Genomic DNA, 23,192 nt, shown 5'->3' with positions numbered 1-23,192 from the left:
GGCGACACTCGCGTGCCCGGGTAGCGTTGAGGGTCGTGAGCACCATCCTGCGCCGTCCCGTCGATCGGGAGATCCTGCGTTTGGCGGTGCCCGCCCTCGGCGCGCTCGTCGCCGAGCCGATCTTCCTGCTCGCCGACTCAGCGATGGTCGGCCATCTCGGCGTCGAGCCGCTGGCCGGCCTCGGGATCGCGAGCGCGGTGCTGCAGACGATCGTCGGGCTCATGGTCTTCCTCGCCTACAGCACGACTCCGGCCGTCGCACGGCGGCTCGGCGCCGGCGACGAACGCGGAGCCGTCGCCGCCGGGGTGGACGGCTGCTGGCTCGCGCTGGCCCTCGGCGTCGTGCTGGCGATTGCGGGATGGGCGGCCTCGCCCTTCCTCGTCTCCCTGTTCGGCGCATCCGCCGGCGTGACCGAGCAGGCCTCGGTCTACCTGAGCCTGTCGATGCTCGGGCTCCCGGCGATGCTGCTCGTCTACGCGGCGACGGGCCTCCTGCGCGGTCTGCAGGACACCCGCACGCCGCTGGCCGTGGCCGTCGCCGGGTTCGCCGTGAACATCGTGCTCAACTACCTCTTCATCTACGTCGCCGGCCTCGGGATCGCCGGGTCGGCCCTCGGGACGGTCGCGGCCCAGTGGGGCATGGTGCTCGTCTACGTCGTGATCGTCGCCCGGCACGCGCGCCGGGTCGGCGCGCCGCTCCTTCCCCACCACGCCGGCATCGGGCGCACCGCCCGCGCCGGCGGCTGGCTGCTCCTGCGGACCGCGAGCCTCCGCGCCGCCATGCTGCTCGCGGTGTTCGCGGCGACGCAGCTCGGCCCGGACGAGCTGGCCGCCTTCCAGGTGACGATGACCGTGTTCGCGACCCTCGCGTTCGCCCTGGACGCCCTGGCGATCGCCGCGCAGGCACTCATCGGCAAAGGGCTCGGGTCGGGCGACCTCGGGACGGTCCGCGCGGTGCTGAGGCGCTGCATCCAGTGGGGCATCGGCGCGGGGGCCGTGCTCGGTGTGGTCACCATCGCGCTGAGCCCGTTCGCGGCGGGGTTGTTCACGAGCGACGCCTCCGTGGCCGCGCTGCTGCCGCTCTCGCTGGCGATCGTCGGCCTCGGCGCCCCCTTGGGCGGTTACGTCTTCGTGCTCGACGGGGTGCTCATCGGCGCCGGCGACGCGCGCTACCTCGCGCTGACGGGACTGGTGAACGTCGCCGTCTTCGTGCCGCTCGCGGCGGCGGCAGCGACGTGGGGCGGCCAAGACGCGGCCGGCCTCGCCGCCCTGACCGCCGCCTTCGCGCTCGGCTACCTCGGCGCCCGCGCCCTCACCCTGGGACTGCGCGCCCGCGGGACGGTCTGGATGCGTGCGGGCGCGACCGTCTGACCCATGGATGCGCGGGTTACGCCAGCCACTCCCGGGCGGCGACCACGAGCGCACGCACGCCGGTGTCGATCGTGGGCTGCGGGATCGGCGCGAAGAACGGCGAATGGTTCGACGGGATATCGGTGTCCGCCGTCCCCGCGGCCAGCGCCCGCAGCACGGTCTCCGGGTCGGCGCCGCCGAGCATCCAGTAGACGAGCGGCGCGCCTGCCGCGGTCGCCAGGTTGCCGACGTCCTCGCTGCCGGACAGCGCGCCGGGGTGCAGCACCTTGTCCTCGCCGAACTCCGCGGCGAACGCGGCGTTGACCCGCGCGGTCGACTCGGGGTCGTTGACGGTGACCGGGTAGCGCTCGCCCCACTCCAGGTCCGGCTCCTTCGGCGCACCGGAGGCCTGCGACTCCGCCGCGATGACGCGGTGCACGCCGTCGAGCACGCGCTGCCGCACCTCCTCGTTGAAGCTCCGCACGCTGATGCCGAGCGTCGCCTCCGCCGCGATGATGTTGTTCTTGGTGCCGGCGTGCAGGCTGCCGACCGTGACGACGGCCGTGTCGTGGGGCGCGATTTCGCGCGACACGACGCCCTGCAACCGCATGACGGTCGCCGCAGCCATGACGACCGGGTCGATGGTCGTCTCGGGACGCGAACCGTGGCCTCCGCGGCCGTGGAGGGTGACCTCCATGGTGTCGACCGCCGCCATGGCCGCACCCGGATGCGCGCCGACCATCCCGGCCGGGGCCGGGAGCACGTGCTGGCCGAGCACCACATCCGGCACCGGCACCTTCTCGTACAGGCCGTCGTCGACCATGACCTGCGCTCCGCCGCCGTGCTCCTCCGCCGGCTGGAAGAGTGCGACGAGGGTTCCCGACCACTCGTCCTGCGACGCCTGCAGCGCCTCGACGGCGCCGAGGAGGCAGGTGATGTGGATGTCGTGCCCGCACGCGTGCATGAGCGGCACGGTGTTGCCCGCCTCGTCGGTCACCGTCTCGGTCGAGGCCCACGGCAGTCCGGTCTGCTCGCGGACCGGGAGCGCGTCCATGTCGGCCCGCAGCAGCACCGTCGGGCCCTCTCCGTTGCGGAGCACGCCGACGACGCCTGTCGTCGCGATGCCGGTGTGGACGTCGAGGCCGAGGTCTCTCAGCCGCTCGGCGACGATGCCGGCTGTGCGGTGCTCGGTGAAGGCGAGCTCGGGGTGGGCGTGCAGGTCGCGGTAGAGCGCTTCGAGATCCATGCCGCCAGCCTACGACCCGTGCATCCGGCGACTCACGGCACCCGCGGTCAGTGCGCCCGCGGCGCGGCGGTGGTGTTGCCCTGGTGGAAGACGCTGGTGAAGACGGCGGGATGCGGCTCCTCGCCCTCCAGCATCTCGACCACCGCCCGCCCGGCCGCACGGCCCTTGTCGACGGCCGGCTGCACCAGGGTCGTGAGGTCGTAGGGCCAGAGGCCGTCGACGCGCACTCCGTCGAAGCCGACGACACTGACATCCCCCGGCACCTCCAGGCCGAGCTCCTCGGCGGCGCGGATGACGCCGGCCGCGAGAAGGTCGCTCTGCGCGATGATCGCGGTGGGCCGCGAGCGGGCGTCGGCGAGCAGTGCGCGCCCGGCCGCGCGGCCCTCCTCGACGAACGAGCCCCGCGTCACCCAGCCACCGGCGTCGGGGAAGACGTCGCGGGCGCCGCGCAGCCGGTCCAGTGCTGTGGTGGAGCTCGCGGCGGCCAGGCGCTCCGGCGTCAGGGCGCCGCGGGCCCGGTCGCGGGTCAGCGACAGGGTGACGATCGCGACGTCGCGGTGGCCGAGGTCGTAGAGGTGCTGGGCGGCGGTGCGGGTCGCCTCGCGGTTGTCCTGGCCGATGGTGGGGACGCCGTCGGCCGGGTCGCCCTCGATCGCCACGAGCGGGATGCCGCGCTGCCGGAGCATTGCGACCGACTCGTCGAGCCGTGGGCTGCAGCCGACCAGCACCACCGCGTCCATCGGGGCGTCCTCGATGCGCTTGGCCGCCTCCCCGGCGTCGGTGAGGATGAGCAGGCCGGCGTCGATGCCGGCGATCTCCTCCGTGATGCCGTCGAGCAGGGCGATCTTGATCGGGTCGCGGAACGCGTCGCGCACCCGCTCCTCCATCACGACGCCCACGATGCCGGACCGGCCGCGGCGCAGCGAGCGCGCCCTCGGGTCGGGTCCGGCGTAGTTGAGGCGCTTCGCCGCGGCGAGCACGCGCTCGCGTGTAGCCTCGGAGACCGGGCCCGTGCCGGAGAAGGCCAGGGACGCGGTCGAGTTGGACACGCCTGCCAGGCGGGCGACCGCGGCCAGGGTGGGCCGGGAGCCCGCGGGGGCTGTGCTGGGTTCATTCACATGTGATAGCTTAGTCGAATCGTTTCGATCGAAACGATTCGAGCCACCGAAACACCCAGGAAGACGCCGATGTCACAGCCGACCCCGACCACCACGCGCTCCCACAGGGAGCTCACCGCCTGGCGCAACGCGGTCTTCGTCATCTTCATCCTCTCCGGCCTCGCGCTCGCCACCTGGGTGGCCCGCATCCCGGGAATCCGCGACGACCTCGGGCTCGGCAAGGACCCGGCGGCCGTCGGCCTGCTCATCCTCGGGATGTCGGTCGGCGCCATCCTCGGCCTGACGGTGGCGTCGCCGCTGCTCGTGCGGTTCGGTCCGCATCGCGGGATGGTGGCCGGGCTGGGCATCGTCGCCGTCGGCGTGCTGCTCATCGGCACCGGAGCGACGCTGTTCCACTCGATCCCGTCGGTCGCGATCGGCCTCATCCTGCTCGGCTTCGGCAACGGCATGGTCGACGTGATGATGAACGTGGAGGCCACCGCGGTCGAGCGCGAGATCGGCAAGACCCTGCTGCCGCTGATGCACGCGTGCTTCAGCCTCGGCACGGTGCTCGGCGCCGGCGTCGGCGCGGCTGCCGCGGCGCTCGGTGTGCCGGTGGTGTGGCACCTGGTCGGGATCGCCGTCGTGGTCGTCGTGATCGCGGTGGTGGCCGTGCGGTTCATCCCGCGGGAAGCGGACCTGGGAGACGACGCGGGCCCGACCGAGAAGATCCCGTTCGGCGAGCGCATGCGCGCGACGCTGGCGGTGTGGGCGGACTGGCGCCTCATCCTGATCGGCGTCGTGATGCTCGGGATGGCGTTCGGCGAGGGCTCGGCGAACGACTGGATCTCGCTGGCGGTCGTCGACGGCCACGGTCAGGAGAACTCGGTGGGCGCCGTGGTGTTCGGCTTCTTCGTCGTCGCCATGACGGTCGGCCGCGTGGTCGGCGGCCCGGTCGTGGACAGGATCGGCCGCGTCGCCGCCATCCGCATCACCGCCGGGATGGGCGCGGTCGGGCTGGTGCTGTTCATCCTCGGCGGCCCGCTGTGGCTGGTCGTGATCGGGACGGTGCTCTGGGGCTTCGGGGTGTCGCTCGGCTTCCCGCTCGGCATGTCCGCCGCGGCCGACGGCGCCGCGAACCCCGCCGCGCGCGTCTCCGCCGTCGCGATCATCGGCTACCTGGCGTTCCTTGCCGGACCGCCGCTGATCGGCTTCCTGGGCCAGCACTTCGGCATCCTGAACGCACTCTTCCTCGTGCTCGCGCTGCTGATCGCCTCGTTCCTCGCCGCCCCCGCCGTCCGCCCGGCAGCCCCCGCCTCCGCGCGCGCCGCCTCCCCCTCTGCCGACCCCGCCTGACCCGCCTCACCAGCATCGAGTTGCACGTTGTGGCTGCTATTCGGGCCGGATAGCCGCCATAACGTGCAACTCGGCGGCGCGGGTCAGACGAAGGCCAGGCGGACGGGGGTGGGGATGGACGTGCGGCCGAGCGGCCGGAGCGTCCGGGACGCGTCGTCGAACGCGAAGACGGCCACCTCGTCGCTGTCCTGGCAGGCGGCGAGCACGCGGTCGCCGTCCGGTGCGATCACGAGGTCGCGCGGCGCGCGGCCGCCGACCTCCACCACGTCCACGAGAGACAGCCGCGACGCGTCACGGTCGAAGGCGAACACCGCGATCGTGTCGTCCCCGCGGTTGCTGACGAGAACGGTCCGGCCCGACGCGCTGATGCACACGGCCGCCGGCAGGTTGTCGCCGCTCGCGGCATCCCCCCGCGTCGACGTGCTCTGCACCCGCACGAAGCGGTCGCCGTCCCGGCGCAGCACATCCACACTGGAGTCGAGCTCGTTGACCAGCACGGCGTGCCGCCCGTCGGCGTCGAACGCGAGGTGACGCGGGCCGGCCGAGCCGAGCACGACGGTCACGTCCGGGCGCAGCGTCAGCCGGCCGTCGTCGGTCAGCGCGTACCAGCGCACCTCGCCCAGCCCCAGGTCGACCACGACGACATCGCCGGTCACCGGGTCGATGCTGAGCTGATGGACGTGCGGCCCGTCCTGTCGCGACGGCTCGGGTCCGGAGCCCTCATGCTGCACGAACGCGGTGCGCTCGGCGAGCGAGCCGTCCTCGCGGAGGGCGAAGACCGAGACCGTGCCGCCGCCGTACGTGCCCGCGACGAGCAGCGGACGGGACGGATGCACCACCAGGTGCGCGGGCGACGGTCCGCCGCTCGACGCCGAGCCGAGCTCGGTCAGGGTGCCGTCGGACGAGCGCGCGAACGCGACGATGCGGCCGTCCGGCTCCGTCTCGCTCACCGCGTACACCGCCGTGCCGTCCGGTGAGACGGCCAGCCAGGACGGGTTCTGCACCCGCGCAGCGACGACGGGCTCGCTCAGGCGAGTGCCGTCGAAGCGGGCGGACAGCACCCCGTCCGCATGGCCGTCGACGTGCGGGAGACGCTCGGTGTAGGTGCCGATGAGGAGCTCGCGGGTCATGCGCCCATCCAATCACCCGGCACCGCGGGGCCGTCGCCACGTAGGATGTTCCGGTGCGCCTCGTCATTGCCAACTGCTCCGTCGACTACGCCGGACGGCTCAGCGCGCACCTGCCGCTGGCGACGCGGCTGCTGATGCTGAAGGCCGACGGCAGCCTCCTCGTCCACTCCGACGGCGGGTCGTACAAGCCGCTCAACTGGATGAGCCCGCCCTGCACGCTGACCGTCGACCAGCCGGACGAGCTGCAGCAGGAGGCGGGGATCACCGAGGTCTGGCGCGTCACCCAGGCGAAGACGGCCGACATGCTGGTCGTGTCCATCCACGAGATCCTGAGCGACACCTCGCACGATCTCGGCATCGACCCCGGCCTGCAGAAGGACGGCGTGGAGGCGCACCTGCAGAAGCTGCTGGCCGAGCAGATCCACCTGCTCGGCGACGGCCACGTGCTGGTCCGGCGCGAGTACATGACCGCGATCGGGCCGGTCGACATCCTGGCGCGCGACGGCTCCGGCGCCGCCGTGGCCGTCGAGCTGAAGCGGCGCGGCGACATCGACGGCGTCGAGCAGCTCACCCGCTACCTGGAGCTGATGAACCGCGACCCGCACCTCGCACCCGTGACCGGCGTGTTCGCCGCGCAGGAGATCAAGCCGCAGGCCAGGACGCTCGCGGAGGACCGCGGCATCCGCTGCCTGGTGCTCGACTACGACGCGATGCGCGGGCTCGACGACAGCGACAGCAGGCTGTTCTGATGGCGCAGCTGAAGCCCCGGTTCCCGCAGAGCTACGAGAACGTCCCGGTCCGCAAGGCGCTCACGGCCATCGCCGCCGAGCCGACCCTGGAGAACCTGGACGCGCTGCTCGCCGCCGCGGTGAAGGGCGGCCTGGTGGTCGACGTGACCGGCTCGACGCCGCAGGACACACGGCTGCGCACGATCAGCTCGACGACCGGCGAGGCCGTGCTGCCCCTGTTCACCTCGATGAACGCGCTGCGGGCGGCCGTCGCCCAGTCGGCGGAGGGCGAGGGAGCGAAGGTGCAGGCCGTCATCGTGCCTGCCGTGGAGGCGCTGGGTTTCATCCGCACCGCCGACTTCGTCGCCGTGCAGTTCGACCCTGGCGCGACCCACACCATGGTGGTCGCCCGATCGCACATCGAGTCCGCTCTCGGCGAGCAGTGAACGGTCGCACAGGAACCTGACATACGCTAGGACGGCTATGACCAACCCGACCACCACCGTCACCCGGACCTGGACCTGCATCCTGTTCGACCTCGACGGCACCCTCACCGACTCCGCCCCCGGCATCACCTCGTCCCTCGCGCGCATGTTCGCGACGCTCGGACAGCCGGTCCCCTCCCCCACCCAGCTGATCGAGTACGTCGGGCCGCCGCTGCTCGACTCGCTGCAGAGCATCGGAGGGATGACGGAGCAGGCCGCACGGCACGCGCTCGACGTCTACCGCGCCGACTACGCGGAGCACGGCGCCTTCGACTCGGCGGTGTTCCCCGGCGTCCGCGGGCTGCTGGAGCGGCTGCACGGCGCCGGCATCCCGCTCGCGATCGCGACGAGCAAGCCGGAGGCGCAGGCCACGCGCATCCTGGAGCACTTCGGGCTGGCGCAGTTCTTCGACGTCATCACCGGCGCGACGGAGGACGAGAGCCGCAGCGCGAAGGCGGACGTCGTGGCCGAGGCCCTCCGCCGGCTCGGCGAGCGCGGCGTCGACCTCGAGCACACCGTCATGGTCGGCGACCGGCAGTACGACGTCGAGGGCGCCGGCGCGCACGGCCTGCCGACCATCCTCGTCGAGTGGGGCTACGGCTCCCCCGCCGAGGCGGCCGGCGCGATCGCCGTCGTGCACTCCGCCGACCAGCTCAGTTCGCTGCTGCTCGGCTGAGCACCTCCCAGGCGAAGCCGTCCGGGTCGGTGAAGGCGGCGTCGCCGCCGATCGCGACGCGGTGCGACCCGCCACCGGCCTCCGGGACGCCCGCGTCCTTCGCGAGCGCCCGGCGCTTGTAGAGGCCCAGCTTGATGGGCGAGGCGCCGGTGTCGAACTCGACGTACGAGCCGAAGCTCTTGCCGGGCGTCAGGCCGTGCTCGACGTAGAAGCGCTTGCTCGCTCCCACGTCCTCCGCGCCGAGCAGGAGCACGATGCCGTCGAACCGGCGCTCTGCCGGACGGGTGTCCTTCTTGGCGCTGGTCGCGACCTTCCAGATGGTGCCGTCCGGCGCCTGGACCGTGCCGCCGAAGCCCCAGAGGGACTTGGCGGGCGGCTTGATCACGTGCGCCCCCGCAGCCGCGGCCGCGTCGAGGAGCGCTGCGGCGTCGCCCGGCTGGGAGACCGTGAGCGAGAGGGTGAACCCTCGGAACCCCTCCGTCGGCGCGTCGGACTGCCTGACCCGCACCCGGCCGTCGAGGCCGAAGGCCTCGCGGTAGAAGGCTGCGGCGGATGCTTCGTCTGCCACCTCGAGGGTGACCGCTTCGATTGTCGTCATGCCCTTCACGCTAAGGACCGGGCAGGGCCGGCCGCTTCTCCAAACCTGCTCGTGTTCGGCCGGGCCGCCGGGGTAGGGTGGATGGTTGCGATACCGCACCTCATACAGCACTAGGGATCACCATGCGCACACGTAATCCGTTCGTTCCTGCCGCCATCGTCGCGGCCCTCACCATCGGTTCGCTGGCCGCGTGCTCCAGCGACGGAAACAGCAACTACGTCACACCGCAGACGCCCGGGTCGTCGTCGTCCTCGACGCAGGCCGCTGGCTCCTCGGACGAGGCGACCTCGGAGGAGCTCCCCTCCGACTTCCCGAAGGACGACGTGCCCCTCGTCGACGGCACGGTCGTGGTCGCCCGCGGCGACAAGGACAACGGCTGGTCCGTGACGGTCCAGCCGAAGGGCAAGGACGGCTTCGCCGAGGCGAAGTCGCAGCTGGAGGCCAAGGGCTACACCGTGCAGCCCGGCGCCACCGACAGCAAGGCCGTCTACAGCAACGACAAGTACACGGTCGCCGTCGGCACCCCCGGCGTCTCGGTCACCTACGCCGTCACCGCCAACCAGTAACCCACGCCCCAAGCCATCAGCTCCGGAGTTTTTCGAGCGAATCCGTCGATTTCGCTCGAAAAACTCCGGAGCTCTTGGTTTGGCTGGGGGCGCGGGTCAGGCGTCGATGATGCGGACGAGCTCGTCGATGAAGGCGGTGAAGGTGTCCGCCCGGCGGATCAGGGCGAGCACGGCCTCGCGGTCGGAGAACACCTCGACGAACTGGTCGAACACCGTCTGGAACGACGACCGCCCCTCCGCCGAGAACGCGATGAACGCGATCACGTTGACCCGCGCGTCCCCCCAATCGATCGCCGTGTCGTTGACGACGATCGCGATCGCCGTGCGCTGAGCGCTCATGCTCATGGCGTGCGGCACGGCGAGGGAGTCGGTGAACGCGGTGGACGACATCTGCTCGCGCTCGACCGTCTGGTCGACGTACTCCTGGTCGATCGCGCCGACCGCCATCATCCTGTCGCCGAGCGCCCGGATCATCGTGATCGGGTCGCGGGCGTAGAAGTTGCGCAGGAACAGCCGCTCGTCGAAGTACTCCAGCAGCTCGCTCTTGATCCGCGCCCTGTGCCGCTGGCGGCGGATGCGGGAGGCGGCCTGGCGGATGTGCTCCACGTCCGTCTCGGTCAGGAACGGCTGCACGATGACCGTGTTCTCGCGCCTGCCTCGCGGGTCGATCGTGGTGAGCACGAGGTCGGCGTCGAGGTCGTCCCAGTCGGCGTCGGTGGACGTGATGACGCTGGTGATGTCGAGCTCGTCGCCGAGCGTGCTCTCCAGCCGGTCGCGCAGGAGGATGTGCATGTCGTAGTAGTTGGGGCACACGACCGCGCAGGTGACCGCGTCCCGGCGGCGTGACTGCTGCTCCAGGTAGGCGCCGACGTGCATCGCGATGTACGCGATCTCGTCGTCGTTCACCTCGATGCCTTCCGCGGCCTGCAGCCTGCTGGCGATGTAGACGGCGAGCTCGTAGATCATCGGGTAGGAGCTCTTGATCGACCGGGTCAGCGGGTTGCGCGAGAAGGTGTTCTCGTGCGCGCGGGCGACCAGGTTCTGCACGTGCAGCGTGAGCCGGACGATGAAGTTCTCGTCGTGCAGGTCGACCAGGTACTCGGCCGAGGCGCGGTCGATGATGCCGCGCACGACCTCCAGGTCGGCGGGGCTCACGAACTCCTCGACGGTGTCGTGGCCGGCGCCCGGCGCGATCACCCGCGTGCGCATCAGGATGGCGAGGTAGCGCAACTCGGTCGGGTCCAGTGCCGTGCCGAAGTGCTGTTCGATGAGCCGGCCGAGGTCGTGCGCGAGCGAGCGGATGGTCTCGCTCGTCTCCGGCTCCTCCACCGCAGGCAGGACGCGGTTCTTCGCCACCCGGTCGAGCGCGACGGCCATGTGCAGCAGCACGTCGTTGATGCCGTACTCGTTGACGAAGAAGCCGCGCGCGTCGAGCATCGCGACCAGGTCGGACTTGAACTCCGAGAGCCCCTGCGACCCGAACGCCTCCTGGATGCGGGCGACGTCCACCACACTCTGCCGCATCTCGTCGCGGAACAGCCGGCTGAGCAGCTTGCGGCGTGCGATCTCCGGCCCGAGGAGCTGCACCACTGCGCCGTGGCGCTCGAGCGAGAGCTCCGTGCCGGAGAGGAGGCCCCGCATCCTGGTCAGGTCGGATTCGATGGTCGAGTCGGAGACGAACAGGCTCTCGGCGGTCTCGTAGACGTCGACGCCCTCCGGCTCGTCGAGCAGGCGCCGCACCAGGAAGACCAACCGCTCCTGCGGGGAGCCTGCCGTCCCCGTCTCGGAGGTGCCGTCGCCGGCCAGGTAGGCCGCATACGCGTCGGGCTTCACGCGGTAGCCGCTCGGCCCGGACTCGACGATCTCGCCGAGGGCGGCGGCGTAGCTGCGGATGCTGCGGGTCGTCACGCCGATGTCGTGCGCGAGCTCGGCGGCCGTGACCCAGGCAGCACGGCGCGCGAGGATGTCGAGCATCCTCGTCTGCTTCGCCGAGAGCGCCACGCGGAACCGCCTTTCCCGACGAGTCAACCACCCCGCGGCCGTACCGCCGCGCGTTCCGGCCATCTTTCCGCACCCCCGGAAGAAACGCTGCTGGAGACCCGCGGAGCCCGCAAGACACCATTGCTGTCGTTCCATCAGCTCCACCCAGCACCTCGAAAGGCAAGGATCGATGAGGATCATGGTCGTCTGCGGCGCCGGCGCGTCCAGCACCTTCGTGGCGGTCAAGCTGCGCAGTGCCGCCCGTGCCCGCGGCGCGGCCATCGAGGTCCAGCCGGGCAGTGCGAGCCAGCTGGAGTCCCTCGCCGGTGTCGACGTCCTCCTCGTCGGCGCCCACCTCGAGGCCGCCGTCCCGTCCCTGCGCGAGCGCGCCGCCGCGACCGGCACCGCCGTCGTCGTGCTCCCTCCCGTCTCCCCGGCCGCCCTCGACGGAGAGCGCGCGCTGGACCTGGCCCTCGACGCCAAGGCGACGACACTATGAGCAGAGCCATCCCCACGATGGCGGCGGCCACCCGGCCGACACGGAGCGAAGGAGAACACCACCATGGCTGAACGGATCATCACCGTCGGATCCGCACACGGACTGCACGCACGCCCGGCGAAGCTCTTCGTCGAGGCCGTCAACGGCTCCGGCGCGAAGGTGCAGCTGTCGAAGGAGGGCGGCAAGACCGTCGACGCCGGCAGCATCCTCGGCGTGATCTCGCTCGGCATCGACCACGGCGACAAGATCGTGCTCACCACCGACGCGGACAACGGCGAGGCGGTGCTCGACGACCTCGCCGAGATCCTCGCCACGGACCACGACGCGTGATCGGGGAGACGAGATCATGACGGACACGAGCATCCTCACCGGCGCCGGCATCGGCCAGGGCATCGCCGTCGGGCCTGTCCTGCGGATGTCGGCCCCGCTTCCCGAGCCGGCCGACGAGCGCAGCAACCGTACCCCCGACGAGGAGAAGACCCGCGTGCAGCAGGCCGTCGCGGCCGTGGCCGCCGACCTGCGCGAGCGCGCCTCCACCGTCGAGGGCACCGCCGCAGACGTGCTCGAGGCTCAGTCGATGATGGCGGAGGACTCCACCCTCGCCGACGACGTCGCCTCGCGGATCGACGGCGGCAAGACGGCCGAGCGCGCCGTGTTCGAGGGCTTCGCGGTGTTCCGCGACATGCTCAAGGACCTCGGCGGCTACATGGGCGAGCGCGCGGGCGACCTCGACGACGTCTCGCAGCGGGTCGTCGCGGCCCTGCAGGGCAAGCCGGCGCCAGGCGTCCCCCACTCCGACAGCCCGTACGTGCTGGTCGCGCACGACCTCGCCCCCGCCGACACGGCCCTGCTCGACCTGACCAAGGTGCTGGGTCTCGTGACCAAGGAGGGCGGACCGACCTCGCACACGGCGATCCTCGCCCGCGAGAAGTCCATCGTCGCGGTCGTCGGCGCGGCAGGCGCCGACCGGCTCGCCGACGGCGACGAGGTCATCGTGGACGCCGGGGCCGGCACGGTCACCGTCGCACCGACCGACGACGAGCGTGCGGACGCGCTCCGCCGCATCGAGGAGCGCGCGGCCGCGCTCGCGGGCGGCGTCGAGCCGGGAGCCCTCGCCGACGGCACCGCGATCCCGCTGCTGGCCAACCTCGGCTCGGCCGAGGGCGCCGAGGCCGCCGTGGCCGCGGGAGCGGAGGGCGTCGGCCTGTTCCGCACCGAGTTCCTCTTCCTCGACCAGCGGATGGCGCCCACCGTCGAGCAGCAGCGCGAGCAGTACACCAAGCTGCTCAGCGCGTTCGGCGGCGGCAGGAAGGTCGTCGTGCGCGTGCTCGACGCCGGCGCGGACAAGCCGCTCGAGTTCCTCAACGACGCCCACGAGGACAACCCGGCGCTCGGCCTCCGCGGCCTGCGCTCCCTCCGGGCGAACGAGGACATCCTCCGCGAGCAGCTCACGGCCCTCGCCGAGGCGGACGCGCAGACCGACGCCGACCTGTGGGTCATGGCGCCGATGGTGTCCACGGTCGAGGAGACGCGCTACTTCACCGAGCTCGGGCGCGAGTACGGGCTCAAGACCGTCGGCGTGATGGTCGAGGTCCCGTCGGCCGCGCTGCTCGCCGACCGCGTCCTCCGGGTGGCCGACTTCGCCTCCATCGGCACGAACGACCTCACCCAGTACACGCTCGCGGCCGACCGCCTGCTGGGTTCGGTCGCCGGCTTCCAGAGCCCGTGGCACCCCGCCGTCCTCCGCCTCATCGGCGAGGTCGGTGCGGCGGGCGCGGCGCAGGGCAAGCCCGTGGGCATCTGCGGCGAGGCGGCGGCAGACCCGCTGCTCGCGGTCGTGCTCGCCGGACTCGGCGCCACCACCCTCTCGATGTCGCCGGCGGCCCTCGCCGACGTGAGGCTCTCCCTCAAGCGCTACACCCTCGGCCAGGCCCGCTCGCTGGCCGAGACCGCCCTGGCCGCCGATGGCGCGGCCGAAGCCCGTGAGGCGGTCCGTGCGGCCGCCGACCGGTTCACCTCACCAGCCCCCGACAACAGAAACGAGGCACCCCAATGACGACGGCGACAGCGACGACGCCGAACGCGTCCACCCCGAAGAAGCCGAACAGCGCACGCGTCCACGTGCAGCGCTTCGGCACCTTCCTCTCCAACATGGTGATGCCGAACATCCCCGCGTTCATCGCGTGGGGGTTCATCACCGCCCTGTTTATCGCGACCGGCTGGCTGCAGAACACCGGATGGGCCATCAGCCCGATCCTCGGCGGCTTCGGCGACCAGGCCAAGATCGGCTGGCAGGGCGCGGCGACCGTGCTCGCCCAGGACCCGAGCGGCCACACCTTCTCGCAGTACGTCGGCCTCGTCGGCCCGATGATCACGTACCTGCTCCCGCTGCTCATCGCGAACACCGGCGGCCGCATGGTCTACGGCGTCCGCGGCGGCGTGGTCGGCAGCATCGCGACCATGGGCGTCATCGTCGGGTCTACCATCCCGATGTTCATCGGAGCCATGATCCTCGGCCCGCTGAGCGCCTGGATCATGAAGAAGGTCGACCAGATCTGGGACGGCAAGATCAAGGCCGGCTTCGAGATGCTGGTCAACAACTTCTCGGCCGGCATCGTCGGCATGCTGCTCTCGATCGGCGCCTTCTTCGGCATCGCGCCGCTCGTCGAGTGGCTGAGCTCGGTGCTCGGCAACGCGGTGAACTGGCTGGTGTCCATGCACCTGCTCCCGTTCGCCAGCATCCTGATCGAGCCCGGCAAGGTGCTGTTCCTCAACAACGCCATCAACCACGGCGTGCTCACCCCGCTCGGCGTCGAGCAGGCGCAGCAGACCGGCAAGTCGATCCTGTTCCTGCTGGAGGCCAACCCCGGTCCCGGCTTCGGCATCCTGATCGCCTACTCGATCTTCGGTCTCGGCATCGCCCGCGCGAGCGCGCCGGGTGCCGCCCTGATCCAGTTCGTCGGCGGCATCCACGAGATCTACTTCCCGTACGTGCTGATGAAGCCGACCATCATCATCGCCGCGATCCTCGGCGGCATGACCGGCATCGCCACCAACGTCACCTTCAACTCCGGCCTGCGTGCGCCGGCCTCCCCCGGCTCGATCATCGCGGTGCTGCTGCAGACCCCTGCCGACAGCTTCGTGGGCGTGACGCTCTCCGTCGTGCTGGCCGCCGCCGTCTCCTTCATCGTCGCGTCGATCATCCTGCGGGCCAGCCGCAAGCGCGACCTCGCGGCGGGCAATGCCGGCGACCTGTCGGCCGCCGTCGCCGCCACCGAGGCGAACAAGGGCAAGTCGTCCTCCGTCCTCGAGGGCCTCGTCCAGGAGGGCGAGCACGACACCGGCGACGCCCAGGGCGACGCGACCAAGCGCCTGGTTCAGAACATCGTCTTCGCGTGCGACGCTGGAATGGGTTCGAGCGCGATGGGCGCGTCCGTGCTGCGCAACAAGATCAAGAAGGCGGGCGTCGAAGGGGTCACGGTCACCAACCAGGCGATCAGCAACCTCGACGGCACGGCCGACCTGGTCATCACGCAGCGCGAACTGACCGACCGCGCGAAGGGCCAGTCGCCGAACTCGCTGCACGTGTCGGTCGACAACTTCATGAACAGCCCCAAGTACGACGAGGTCGTCGACCTCGTCGCCAGCCAGCAGAAGGCAACGGAGGACGCAAGCAAATGACCGACACCACGATTCTCGACCGGGCGAACGTCGTGGCCGCGGGCTCCGCGACCACACGGGAGGACGCGATCCGGGAGGCGGGTGCGCTGCTCGTCGCAGCGGGCGCCGTCGAGCCGGGCTACGTCGACTCGATGCAGGACCGTGAGAACACCGTCTCCACCTTCATGGGGAACGGCCTCGCCATCCCGCACGGCACCAACGAGTCCAAGGACGAGATCAAGCGGTCGGCGCTGTCCTTCATCCGCTACTCCTCGCCGCTCGATTGGGGCGGCGAGGAGGTGCGGTTCGTCGTGGGCATCGCCGGGCAGAACAACGAGCACCTCGAGATCCTGTCCAAGATCGCCATCCTCTTCTCGGAGGAGGACGACGTGCAGAAGCTGCTCGACGCCCCCGACGCCGATGCGCTCTACGCGCTGCTTGGAGATGTGAACGAGTGAAGGCCGTCCATTTCGGCGCAGGCAACATCGGCCGCGGCTTCGTGGGGCTCCTGCTCCACGAAGCCGGGTACGAGGTCGTGTTCGCCGACGTCAACGCCGAGCTGATCGATGCACTGGCCGCCGCCGACTCGTACGACGTGCACCTTGTCGGCGAGGAGTCGGAGACGAAGACCGTCACCGGGTTCCGCGCGATCAACAGCGCGACGGACGAGGAGGCGCTGGTCGCCGAGATCGCCTCGGCGGACGTGGTGACCACGGCCGTCGGCCCGCGCATCCTGCGCTTCGTCGCCCCGGTCATCGCGCGCGGTCTCGCCGCACGGCCGGACGACGCTCCGCGGCTCGCGGTCATGGCCTGCGAGAACGCGATCGGCGCCTCCGACCTGCTCGCCGCGGAGCTGATGGACGGGCTCCCCGACGACGAGACCCGCGAGGCGCTGGCCGCGAAGGCGGTCTTCGCCAACACGGCCGTCGACCGGATCGTGCCCGCACAGGCACCGGACGCCGGCATCGACGTGACCGTCGAGACCTTCTACGAGTGGGTCGTCGACCGGTCGCCGTTCGGCGGCAGCGAGCCCGCCATCCCGGGCGCCCACTTCGTCGACTCGCTCGGCCCGTACATCGAGCGCAAGCTGTTCACGGTGAACACCGGCCATGCGACCGTCGCCTACACGGGCTTCCTGCGCGGTGCGACGACGATCAGCGAGGCGATCGGCATCCCGGAGGTGCGCGAGGCCGCAGAGGCCGCGCTGCGGGAGACGTCCGCCGCGCTGAGCGCCAAGCACGGCCTTCCGGAGGAGGAGCTGGCCGCCTACCGCGCCAAGATCCTCGGCCGGTTCGCCAACCCGTACCTGGTCGACGAGGTCACCCGCGTCGGCCGGGAGCCCCTCCGCAAGCTCGGGCGCAACGACCGTTTCATCGGGCCGGCGTCGGACTACGCGGAGTTCGTGGGCGGTGTCCCGGTGGCCCTTGTCGACGCCGTCGGCGCCGCGCTGCGGTTCGACGTGCCGGAGGACACCCAGAGCGTCGAGCTGCTGCGGCTGCTCGACGAGGCGGATGCGTCCGCGATCGTCGAGGAGGTCATGGGAGTGGCGGCCGGCGAGGCGTTGCACGAGCCGCTGACCCGGGTCGTGGCCGAGGCGCAGCGGGAGCGCGGGGCGTCCGCCTAGGACTCTCGTCGAACCTGACGGCCGCCCACACTGGGTATCCGCCGACCCCTGGCAGCGGTGGCGGAACCCGGTGGTACGTTTCGCATGTGAGCCGAATCGTGTCGGTGGCGCCGGTGCTCCCCGCCCGGAGCTACAGCCAAGGGGAGATCACCGCTGCGCTGCTCGCGATGATCACGTCCGACCCCGCGCGCCAGCAGGTGATGCGCCGCATCCACGCCTCATCCGGGGTGCAGACCCGCAGCCTGGTGATGCCGCTCGAACGGTACAGCTCTCTCGCATCGTTCCAGGAGTCGAACGACTACTTCATCGCGGAGGGCACCTCGCTCGCCGAGCGCGCCGTGACGGCTGCGCTCGCGTCCGCGGGCCTCCAACCCGCCGACGTCGACTTCCTGCTGTTCACCTCTGTGACCGGGATCGCCACCCCGTCGATCGACGCGCAGCTGGTCTCCCGGCTGGGACTCCGTCCCGACGTGAAGCGCCTCCCGAGCTTCGGGCTCGGCTGTGTGGCGGGGGCGGCCGGAATCGCGCGCGTCAACGACTACCTGGCCGGGCACCCGGACGAGGTAGCCGTGCTGCTCTCGGTGGAACTCTGCTCGCTGACGGTGCAGGCGAGGGACGACTCGATGGCGAACATCGTCGCGAGCGGCCTCTTCGGCGACGGCGCCGCAGCGGTGGTCATGGTGGGCGACGCGCGGGCGGAGGCCCTGGGGCTGCCCGGGCCGGAAGTGGTCGACACGCGCAGCCACATCTACCCCGACACGGCGGACGTGATCGGCTGGGACATCGGCGGCACCGGCTTCCGCATCGTGCTGAGCGCCGGCGTGCCGGACGTGATCGACAGGAACTTCGCCGACGACGCCCGCGGCATCCTCGCCGCGCACGGACTCGACGTGGACGACGTGGGCGCCTGGGCGGCGCATCCCGGCGGCCCGAAGGTGCTGGAGGCGTTCTCGCAGGCGCTCGACCTGCCGGAGGGCGCCCTCGACGCGAGCTGGCGGTCGCTGGCGAACGTCGGCAACCTCTCGTCCGCCGCCGTGCTCCACGTGCTGGCGGAGCAGCTGGACGGGCACCCGCCCGACACGATCGGCCTGCTGTTCGCGCTCGGGCCGGGGGTGACGAGCGAGATCGTGCTGCTGCGCTGGGCCGACGGGACCCGTGCCGCCGAGCGGACCACCTCGCCCGCCGCGGAGGCCCAGGCCGTCCCAGCCACCCTGCCGGCCGCCGCGATGATCGAGCCGACGCTGTGAGCCGATTCGAGGACGGGGCCGACGCGTGATCTGGTACACGGTCCTCGTGCTCGCCACCGGCGCGGAGCGCATCGCCGAACTGATCGTCTCCACCCGGAACGCCAAGTGGTCGTTCGCGCGCGGCGGGGTCGAGTTCGGCCGGGGGCACTTCCCGCCGATGGTGGCACTGCACACCGGGCTGCTGCTCGCCTGCCTCGCCGAGGTCTGGCTCCTGGACCGCCCGTTCCTGCCGTGGCTCGGCTGGCCGATGCTGGTGCTGGTCCTCGCGAGCCAGGCGCTGCGCTGGTGGTGCATCGCCACGCTCGGCCCGCGCTGGAACACGCGGGTCATCATCGTGCGCGACCTGCCGCTCGTCGCCGCCGGCCCCTATCGCTGGTTCAAGCACCCCAACTACGTCGCCGTGGTCGTCGAGGGCTTCGCCCTCCCGCTGGTGTACACCGGCTGGATCACCGCCCTGGCCTTCACGGTGCTCAACGCATGGCTTCTGGCCGTGCGCATCCGGTGCGAGAACCGCGCCCTCGCGACCGTGCTCCCGGCCGAAGCCGGCGCATGAACCCCCAGGTCGTCGTCGTGGGCGGCGGCCCCGTGGGTCTGGCGTGCGCGATCGAGGCGCGCGTGGACGGTCTGGACGTCGTGCTCGTCGAGCCGCGCGTCGGTCCCATCGACAAGGCGTGCGGAGAGGGGCTCATGCCCGGCGCCCTCGCCGCGCTTCATCGCATCGGCGTCGACCCGCCGGGCCGCCGGCTGGACGGCATCGCGTACATCGACGCCGGATCCCGGGTCGAGCACCGCTTCGCCGACCGTCCCGGGCGCGGAGTTCGGCGGACCGTGCTGCACCAGGCCCTCGCGGAGCGGGCGGCCGAGCTCGGCGCCGACAGCATCCACGCGAAGGTCGCCGGCCTTCGCCAGAGCGCCGACTCGGTCGAGCTCACCCTCAGCACCGGCGAGACGCTCCGCACGCCGTGGGTGATCGCCGCGGACGGGCTGCACTCCCCCGTGCGGAGGATGCTCGGGCTGGAGGGCCGCGCCCAGCCGGGCGCGCGCCGCCGCTTCGGGCTGCGCAAGCACTTCGGGATCGAGCCGTGGACCTCGCTGGTCGAGGTGCACTGGGCGCCCGGAGCCGAGGCGTACGTGACGCCGGTCGACGAGCACACCGTCGGCGTCGCGGTGCTCGGCGCACGTCCGCTCGATGTGGACGAGGTGATCGCCGGCATCCCGGAGCTCGCCGGCCGCCTCGACGGCATCGCGTCCGTCACCGATCCGCGCGGGGCCGGTCCGCTGCTCCAGCGGGCGAGGTCGCGCTCCTCAGGGCGGGTGCTCCTCGCGGGCGACGCCTCCGGGTATGTGGACGCGCTCACCGGCGAGGGGATGCGGGTCGGGTTCGCTCAGGCCCGGTCGGCGATCGCGGCGGTCTCGGCGGGCAGCACCGAGCAGTACGAGCGCGCGTGGCGGACGACGACCCGGGACTTCCGGCTGCTGACCTCGGCTCTCGTCGTGGCCGCGCGGTCGCGCTTCCGGCCCCGGATCGTCCCGACGGCGGCCAGGCGGCCCGAGCTGTTCGGGTCGATCGTGGAGCGGCTCTCGCACTGAGCCCGTCCCGGCCGCGGGCGCCCGCTGCGTCCAAAATGCATGCATACTCAGGCATTTAAAGCATGCTTAGCACCTGTGGATTATGGTCCTGGAGAGGGTGGAACGCTTAGTATGTGTCCCAACACCAGATTTCACTTTCGGAAAGGCGCGACATGGAAGGACCCGTCCCGACCCCGACCGATGGCCAGCCGGCCCCGGCGAACGTTTCGAGCCCACTGCGCCCGCAGCGCCCGGTGAAGAAGAGGACCACGGTCACCTTCTACCTCACCGAGGCTATGCGGAACCGGGCACGAGCCGCCTACCGGCAGACCTCCTTCGACGAGCGCGACAGCAGCTGGTCGGAGATGCTCAACAAAGCGCTCCTCGCCGAGGTGCAGCGCCGGGAGGCCGAGTACAACGACGGCCGGGCCTTCGTCGGCAACGAGGAGCCGCTGACGCCCGGGCGGCCGATCGGGTTCTAGGGTCCTCCGCCTGCGTCCGGACATGGCGAGTTCCCGGCACGTCGGCGGCTGGGGAGCTCCGACGTGCCGGGAAGTCAGCACCCGCGATCAGCGCAGGTGGTGGTGGCGCCGTCCGCGGTTGGCCGCGACGAAGGCGAGCATCACCCCGAGGAGCGCGAGCAGGGCGCCGAGGGCACCCAGTCCGAGCTCGTCCGAACCAGTCGACGCCAGCATGCCGGACGTCGAGCCGGCGCCAGCGGCGACCATGGAGACCGCACCCAGCCCGGCGACCGCGGTGGTGCCGGGGTCGGAGGGCGTGGACGGGGTGGTCGGAGTGGTCGGCGTGGTGGGCGTCGTCGGAGTGGTCGGCGTCGTCGGCGTGGTCGGGGTCGTGGTCGAGCCCGTGGTGGTCGCGTCACCCAGGACGCTGATGGCGTTGCCGCCGACCGTCACCGGGACACCGACGTCGACCGGGAGGCCGATCCCGTCGAGCAGGCCGCCGCCGGTGCCGCCGGTGCCGTCGCCCGCGGTCGAGCCGCCGGTCGCGGGAGCCGAGGTGGAGGAGCCGCTCGACGTGGCGTCACCGATCACCGACACGGCGTTGCCGCCGGCCGTCACGGGAACCGCCGCACCGATCGGCGCCTGAACACCGGAGAGCAGGCCACCGTCCGAGCCGGAGCCCGACGTCGCCGTCGTGTCACCCGCGGCCGGAGCCGTCGCCGACGAGTCGGAGGTGGTGGCATCCCCGAGCACCGACACTGCGTTGCCGCCCGCGGTCACCGGCACAGCCGCACCGATCGGTGCGGCAACACCGGACAGCAGGCCGCCGTCCGAGCCGGAGCCCGACGTCGCCGTGGTGTCACCCGCGGCCGGAGCCGCAACATCCGAACCGGAGGTAGACGCATCCCCGAGCACCGACACGGCGTTGCCGCCGGCCGTCACGGGAACCGCCGCATCGATCGGTGCGGCCACATCGGACAGCACTCCGCCGTTCGAACCGGAGCCCGAGGAGGTCGCCGTCGTGTCGCCACCGGCCGGAGCCGTTGCGGCCGCGTTGGAGGTGGTGGCATCCCCGAGCACCGAAACGGCGTTTCCGCCCGCGGTCACCGGGACATCGGCGTTCACCGGCGCCTGGACGCCGGAGAGCAGACCGTCGCCGGAGCCGGAGCCCGACGTCGCGGTCGTGTCGCCCGCGGCCGGAGCCGCAACATCCGAACCGGAGGTGGACGCGTCCCCGAGCACCGACACGGCGTTGCCGCCGGCCGTCACGGGAACCGCCGCACCGATCGGCGCCTGGACGCCGGACAGCAGGCCGCCGTCCGAGCCGGACGACGTCGCGGTCGAGCCGCCGCCGGAACCGGAGGTGGCGGCCGCGTCGGACGACGTGGCGTCGCCCAGCACCGAGATGGAGTTTCCACCCGCGGTCACCGGGACGTCCACCGAGACAGGCGCCTGGAGACCGGAGGCCGTGCCGTCGGCACCGCCCGAGGTCGCGGTCGCACCCGAGTCGGCGGCGGGCGCAGCGGTCGACGACGAGTCGGCGCTGGAGGCGTCTCCCGCGACGCTGATCGCATTGCCCGCGACGGTCACCGGCACGCTGGCGTCGACCACGGCCCGGTAGCCGGTGAGCACGCCGCCGAGCGAGTCGGGCGAGACGGACGCCGACGGCGCCGGAGCGGCCGGGGTGCTGGTGGTGGAGCCGGAGCTCGTCGAGTCGCCGACGAGCGAGATCCCGTTGCCCGAGAGCGAGACGGGGACGGAGACACTGACGACCGCCTGGTCGCCGCTGGCGGTGCCGCTGGCCGGGGCCTCTGCCGCGTTCGCCGCGGCCGTCCCGGCGAGCCACAGGCCGCCGACGCAGAGGGTGAACCACAGCCCTCTGGAGACGTACTTGTTCATGGATCAGCCTTTCGAATGAGTGTGGACCCGGGCACGAAAGGTGCGCGGGAATCGATCGCGTGCTGCCAACCGGGCAGCTGCGATCCCACTCAGTCGGGGCTGATGTCGTGGTCGGCGACGGGGCTCGCGGGGACGGTGTCGTCCGCGGGCGCGCCGCTCAGCCCGCTCCGCACGGATGCGGGCAGGAGGAAGCCATCGGGAGCCGCTCCGGCTCCGGGCACAGGGGCGCCAGGACCGGCGCCTCCCGACGAGCCGGACGCACCGCCGGCGGGCAGACTCCCGCCGGGAACGCCGCCGGGGACACCCCCTGGGCCGTCGTCGCCGGGCAGGGCCTGGCCATTCCCGGACGACCCGGGAACGCCGAACGAGCCGAGAGCACCGGGCCAGGACGCGAGAAGACGCGTGTCCGCAGCGGTCGAAGAGCTGCCGACGAGCGCGGCCGGCGCGGCGTCCGCAACGGCCGGCGACCCGGGTCCGTCCGAGGCGGAGGTTCCGGGGGCGGAAGGCGGCTGCGGCTGGTCGACGAGCGGAGCGACGGCCGAGTCGACGAAGCCCGCTGCGTCCGACACGACCTGGTCCACGGCGCCTGTCACGGGCTGCGTGACCGCGGTCACCGGCGCGGCCGGGAGAACATCCCGCACCACCGGGACCTGCGCGACCACCTCGTCGACGGTCGACGCGACCGGTTCGACCACGCTCGCGACCGGCGACTGGTCGACCACCTGGTCGACGGTGTCGGTCACGGGAGTCACGACGGCGGAGACGACCTGCTGGACGGGCGCGGGAAGCGCGGGGGCGACAGCGGAGGTGACGGAGCCGACAGCCTTGCCTGCCTCGCCTGTCACGTTCGACACGAGGCTGCTGACGACACCCGGAGGCGGAGCCTGCTCTTCGGCCGAAGCCGACGATCCACCCGCGAGGAAGCCGAGGACGGTCAGTCCGGCGCCGGCGATCAGAGAGCCGATCAGTACGCGCGCCGGGGTGAGGATGCGGGTGCGCGACTCTTCGGGCACATCCGACAT

General features: G+C 71.9%; 23 protein-coding genes. 16 read left to right on the top strand and 7 right to left on the bottom strand.

The genetic code is table 11. The features are described from left to right. Positions 1–35: 35 nt before the first annotated feature. On the top strand, positions 36–1,370 hold the full coding sequence (locus tag P5G59_RS13315) for an MATE family efflux transporter (protein WP_301219474.1): 1,335 nt from the start codon (positions 36–38) through the stop codon (positions 1,368–1,370). A 16-nt stretch (positions 1,371–1,386) separates the two neighbouring features. Here the strand turns inward: P5G59_RS13315 and P5G59_RS13310 are convergent, their stop codons facing one another. Together P5G59_RS13310 and P5G59_RS13305 are read right to left on the bottom strand one after the other, a co-directional pair. Continuing rightward, positions 1,387–2,595 (bottom strand): amidohydrolase, encoded by a 1,209-nt coding sequence (locus tag P5G59_RS13310; RefSeq protein ID WP_301219473.1) that lies wholly within the window; start codon positions 2,593–2,595, stop codon positions 1,387–1,389. Between the two features lie 47 nt (positions 2,596–2,642). Beyond that, positions 2,643–3,713, bottom strand: a complete 1,071-nt coding sequence (locus P5G59_RS13305) for a LacI family DNA-binding transcriptional regulator (protein ID WP_301219472.1) — start codon at positions 3,711–3,713, stop codon at positions 2,643–2,645. A 69-nt stretch (positions 3,714–3,782) separates the two neighbouring features. On the opposite strand from P5G59_RS13305, the gene P5G59_RS13300 reads away from it, so the two are divergent. Further along, on the top strand, positions 3,783–5,048 hold the full coding sequence (locus P5G59_RS13300; protein ID WP_301219471.1) for an MFS transporter: 1,266 nt from the start codon (positions 3,783–3,785) through the stop codon (positions 5,046–5,048). A gap of 83 nt (positions 5,049–5,131) precedes the next feature. On the opposite strand, the gene P5G59_RS13295 is transcribed toward P5G59_RS13300, so the two are convergent. After that, on the bottom strand, positions 5,132–6,178 hold the full coding sequence (locus P5G59_RS13295) for a lactonase family protein (RefSeq protein ID WP_301219470.1): 1,047 nt from the start codon (positions 6,176–6,178) through the stop codon (positions 5,132–5,134). A gap of 53 nt (positions 6,179–6,231) precedes the next feature. Here P5G59_RS13295 and nucS point away from each other — a divergent pair, with 53 nt between their 5' ends. Genes nucS through P5G59_RS13280 form a run of 3 tightly spaced genes read left to right on the top strand, consistent with a single transcriptional unit; the run spans position 6,232 to position 8,067 of the window. Further along, on the top strand, positions 6,232–6,927 hold the full coding sequence (gene nucS / locus P5G59_RS13290) for an endonuclease NucS (protein ID WP_301219469.1): 696 nt from the start codon (positions 6,232–6,234) through the stop codon (positions 6,925–6,927). After that, complete coding sequence (locus P5G59_RS13285) at positions 6,927–7,352, top strand: SseB family protein (RefSeq protein ID WP_301219468.1); 426 nt, start codon at positions 6,927–6,929, stop codon at positions 7,350–7,352. Before nucS ends, P5G59_RS13285 begins: the two co-directional genes overlap by 1 nt. Positions 7,353–7,389: 37 nt before the next feature. Then, positions 7,390–8,067, top strand: a complete 678-nt coding sequence (locus tag P5G59_RS13280) for an HAD hydrolase-like protein (protein WP_301219467.1) — start codon at positions 7,390–7,392, stop codon at positions 8,065–8,067. On the opposite strand, the gene P5G59_RS13275 is transcribed toward P5G59_RS13280, so the two are convergent. Further along, positions 8,045–8,665 (bottom strand): VOC family protein, encoded by a 621-nt coding sequence (locus P5G59_RS13275; protein ID WP_301219466.1) that lies wholly within the window; start codon positions 8,663–8,665, stop codon positions 8,045–8,047. The two genes, P5G59_RS13280 and P5G59_RS13275, sit on opposite strands and share 23 nt — an antisense overlap. A 122-nt stretch (positions 8,666–8,787) precedes the next feature. Here P5G59_RS13275 and P5G59_RS13270 point away from each other — a divergent pair, with 122 nt between their 5' ends. Beyond that, on the top strand, positions 8,788–9,231 hold the full coding sequence (locus tag P5G59_RS13270; RefSeq protein WP_301219465.1) for a hypothetical protein: 444 nt from the start codon (positions 8,788–8,790) through the stop codon (positions 9,229–9,231). Between the two features lie 96 nt (positions 9,232–9,327). Here the strand turns inward: P5G59_RS13270 and P5G59_RS13265 are convergent, their stop codons facing one another. Continuing rightward, positions 9,328–11,232 carry a BglG family transcription antiterminator gene (locus P5G59_RS13265; protein WP_301219464.1) on the bottom strand — a complete coding sequence of 635 codons (1,905 nt, stop codon included), beginning with the start codon at positions 11,230–11,232 and terminating at the stop codon, positions 9,328–9,330. 169 nt (positions 11,233–11,401) lie between these two features. On the opposite strand from P5G59_RS13265, the gene P5G59_RS13260 reads away from it, so the two are divergent. The 10 genes from P5G59_RS13260 to P5G59_RS13215 all read left to right on the top strand — a co-directional run bounded on the left by P5G59_RS13260 (position 11,402) and on the right by P5G59_RS13215 (position 20,292). Then, entirely contained in the window at positions 11,402–11,710 is a 309-nt protein-coding gene (locus P5G59_RS13260; RefSeq protein WP_301219463.1) for a PTS sugar transporter subunit IIB, read from the top strand. A gap of 63 nt (positions 11,711–11,773) precedes the next feature. Then, positions 11,774–12,040 carry an HPr family phosphocarrier protein gene (locus P5G59_RS13255; protein ID WP_175337259.1) on the top strand — a complete coding sequence of 89 codons (267 nt, stop codon included), beginning with the start codon at positions 11,774–11,776 and terminating at the stop codon, positions 12,038–12,040. Positions 12,041–12,056: 16 nt separating this feature from the next. Further along, positions 12,057–13,766 carry a phosphoenolpyruvate--protein phosphotransferase gene (gene ptsP, locus P5G59_RS13250; protein ID WP_301219462.1) on the top strand — a complete coding sequence of 570 codons (1,710 nt, stop codon included), beginning with the start codon at positions 12,057–12,059 and terminating at the stop codon, positions 13,764–13,766. Further along, positions 13,763–15,391, top strand: coding sequence for a PTS mannitol transporter subunit IIBC (locus tag P5G59_RS13245; protein WP_301219461.1), 1,629 nt, complete (start codon positions 13,763–13,765; stop codon positions 15,389–15,391). Before ptsP ends, P5G59_RS13245 begins: the two co-directional genes overlap by 4 nt. Next, on the top strand, positions 15,388–15,828 hold the full coding sequence (locus P5G59_RS13240; protein WP_301219460.1) for a PTS mannitol transporter subunit IIA: 441 nt from the start codon (positions 15,388–15,390) through the stop codon (positions 15,826–15,828). The genes P5G59_RS13245 and P5G59_RS13240 overlap by 4 nt, the downstream gene beginning before the upstream one ends. After that, positions 15,825–16,994: a mannitol-1-phosphate 5-dehydrogenase gene (locus P5G59_RS13235; RefSeq protein WP_301219459.1), complete on the top strand. Its 1,170-nt coding sequence runs from the start codon at positions 15,825–15,827 to the stop codon at positions 16,992–16,994. Before P5G59_RS13240 ends, P5G59_RS13235 begins: the two co-directional genes overlap by 4 nt. Positions 16,995–17,080: 86 nt before the next feature. Beyond that, positions 17,081–18,241: a type III polyketide synthase gene (locus P5G59_RS13230; protein WP_301219458.1), complete on the top strand. Its 1,161-nt coding sequence runs from the start codon at positions 17,081–17,083 to the stop codon at positions 18,239–18,241. A 25-nt stretch (positions 18,242–18,266) separates the two neighbouring features. Beyond that, positions 18,267–18,794, top strand: coding sequence for an isoprenylcysteine carboxyl methyltransferase family protein (locus tag P5G59_RS13225; protein ID WP_301219457.1), 528 nt, complete (start codon positions 18,267–18,269; stop codon positions 18,792–18,794). Then, positions 18,791–19,831, top strand: coding sequence for an NAD(P)/FAD-dependent oxidoreductase (locus P5G59_RS13220; protein ID WP_301219456.1), 1,041 nt, complete (start codon positions 18,791–18,793; stop codon positions 19,829–19,831). Before P5G59_RS13225 ends, P5G59_RS13220 begins: the two co-directional genes overlap by 4 nt. Positions 19,832–19,983: 152 nt before the next feature. Beyond that, a complete protein-coding gene (locus tag P5G59_RS13215) occupies positions 19,984–20,292 on the top strand; it encodes a ParB family protein (protein WP_301219455.1) in 309 nt (102 codons plus the stop codon). Positions 20,293–20,379: 87 nt separating this feature from the next. Here P5G59_RS13215 and P5G59_RS13210 read toward each other — a convergent pair whose 3' ends face one another. Both P5G59_RS13210 and P5G59_RS13205 read right to left on the bottom strand, forming a co-directional pair. Then, complete coding sequence (locus P5G59_RS13210) at positions 20,380–22,170, bottom strand: beta strand repeat-containing protein (protein ID WP_301219454.1); 1,791 nt, start codon at positions 22,168–22,170, stop codon at positions 20,380–20,382. 89 nt (positions 22,171–22,259) lie between these two features. Continuing rightward, a complete protein-coding gene (locus tag P5G59_RS13205) occupies positions 22,260–23,192 on the bottom strand; it encodes a hypothetical protein (RefSeq protein WP_301219453.1) in 933 nt (310 codons plus the stop codon).

Source organism: Leifsonia virtsii (assembly GCF_030433675.1).
Lineage (GTDB): Bacteria > Actinomycetota > Actinomycetes > Actinomycetales > Microbacteriaceae > Leifsonia > Leifsonia virtsii.
Note: the sequence above shows the minus strand (reverse complement) of the source record. Positions and strands in the feature narration are given on the sequence as shown.

Bases quoted from the DNA above. Each gene is read 5' to 3' on its own strand.
- P5G59_RS13220 (WP_301219456.1), top strand. From the start codon at position 18,791: ATGAACCCCCAGGTCGTCGTCGTGGGCGGCGGCCCCGTGGGTCTGGCG.
- P5G59_RS13260 (WP_301219463.1), top strand. From the start codon at position 11,402: ATGAGGATCATGGTCGTCTGCGGCGCCGGCGCGTCCAGCACCTTCGTG.
- P5G59_RS13240 (WP_301219460.1), top strand. From the start codon at position 15,388: ATGACCGACACCACGATTCTCGACCGGGCGAACGTCGTGGCCGCGGGC.
- P5G59_RS13270 (WP_301219465.1), top strand. From the start codon at position 8,788: ATGCGCACACGTAATCCGTTCGTTCCTGCCGCCATCGTCGCGGCCCTC.
- P5G59_RS13285 (WP_301219468.1), top strand. From the start codon at position 6,927: ATGGCGCAGCTGAAGCCCCGGTTCCCGCAGAGCTACGAGAACGTCCCG.
- ptsP (WP_301219462.1), top strand. From the start codon at position 12,057: ATGACGGACACGAGCATCCTCACCGGCGCCGGCATCGGCCAGGGCATC.
- P5G59_RS13205 (WP_301219453.1), bottom strand. From the start codon at position 23,192: ATGTCGGATGTGCCCGAAGAGTCGCGCACCCGCATCCTCACCCCGGCG.
- P5G59_RS13215 (WP_301219455.1), top strand. From the start codon at position 19,984: ATGGAAGGACCCGTCCCGACCCCGACCGATGGCCAGCCGGCCCCGGCG.
- P5G59_RS13275 (WP_301219466.1), bottom strand. From the start codon at position 8,665: ATGACGACAATCGAAGCGGTCACCCTCGAGGTGGCAGACGAAGCATCC.
- P5G59_RS13210 (WP_301219454.1), bottom strand. From the start codon at position 22,170: ATGAACAAGTACGTCTCCAGAGGGCTGTGGTTCACCCTCTGCGTCGGC.
- P5G59_RS13295 (WP_301219470.1), bottom strand. From the start codon at position 6,178: ATGACCCGCGAGCTCCTCATCGGCACCTACACCGAGCGTCTCCCGCAC.
- P5G59_RS13310 (WP_301219473.1), bottom strand. From the start codon at position 2,595: ATGGATCTCGAAGCGCTCTACCGCGACCTGCACGCCCACCCCGAGCTC.
- P5G59_RS13255 (WP_175337259.1), top strand. From the start codon at position 11,774: ATGGCTGAACGGATCATCACCGTCGGATCCGCACACGGACTGCACGCA.
- P5G59_RS13245 (WP_301219461.1), top strand. From the start codon at position 13,763: ATGACGACGGCGACAGCGACGACGCCGAACGCGTCCACCCCGAAGAAG.
- P5G59_RS13300 (WP_301219471.1), top strand. From the start codon at position 3,783: ATGTCACAGCCGACCCCGACCACCACGCGCTCCCACAGGGAGCTCACC.
- P5G59_RS13280 (WP_301219467.1), top strand. From the start codon at position 7,390: ATGACCAACCCGACCACCACCGTCACCCGGACCTGGACCTGCATCCTG.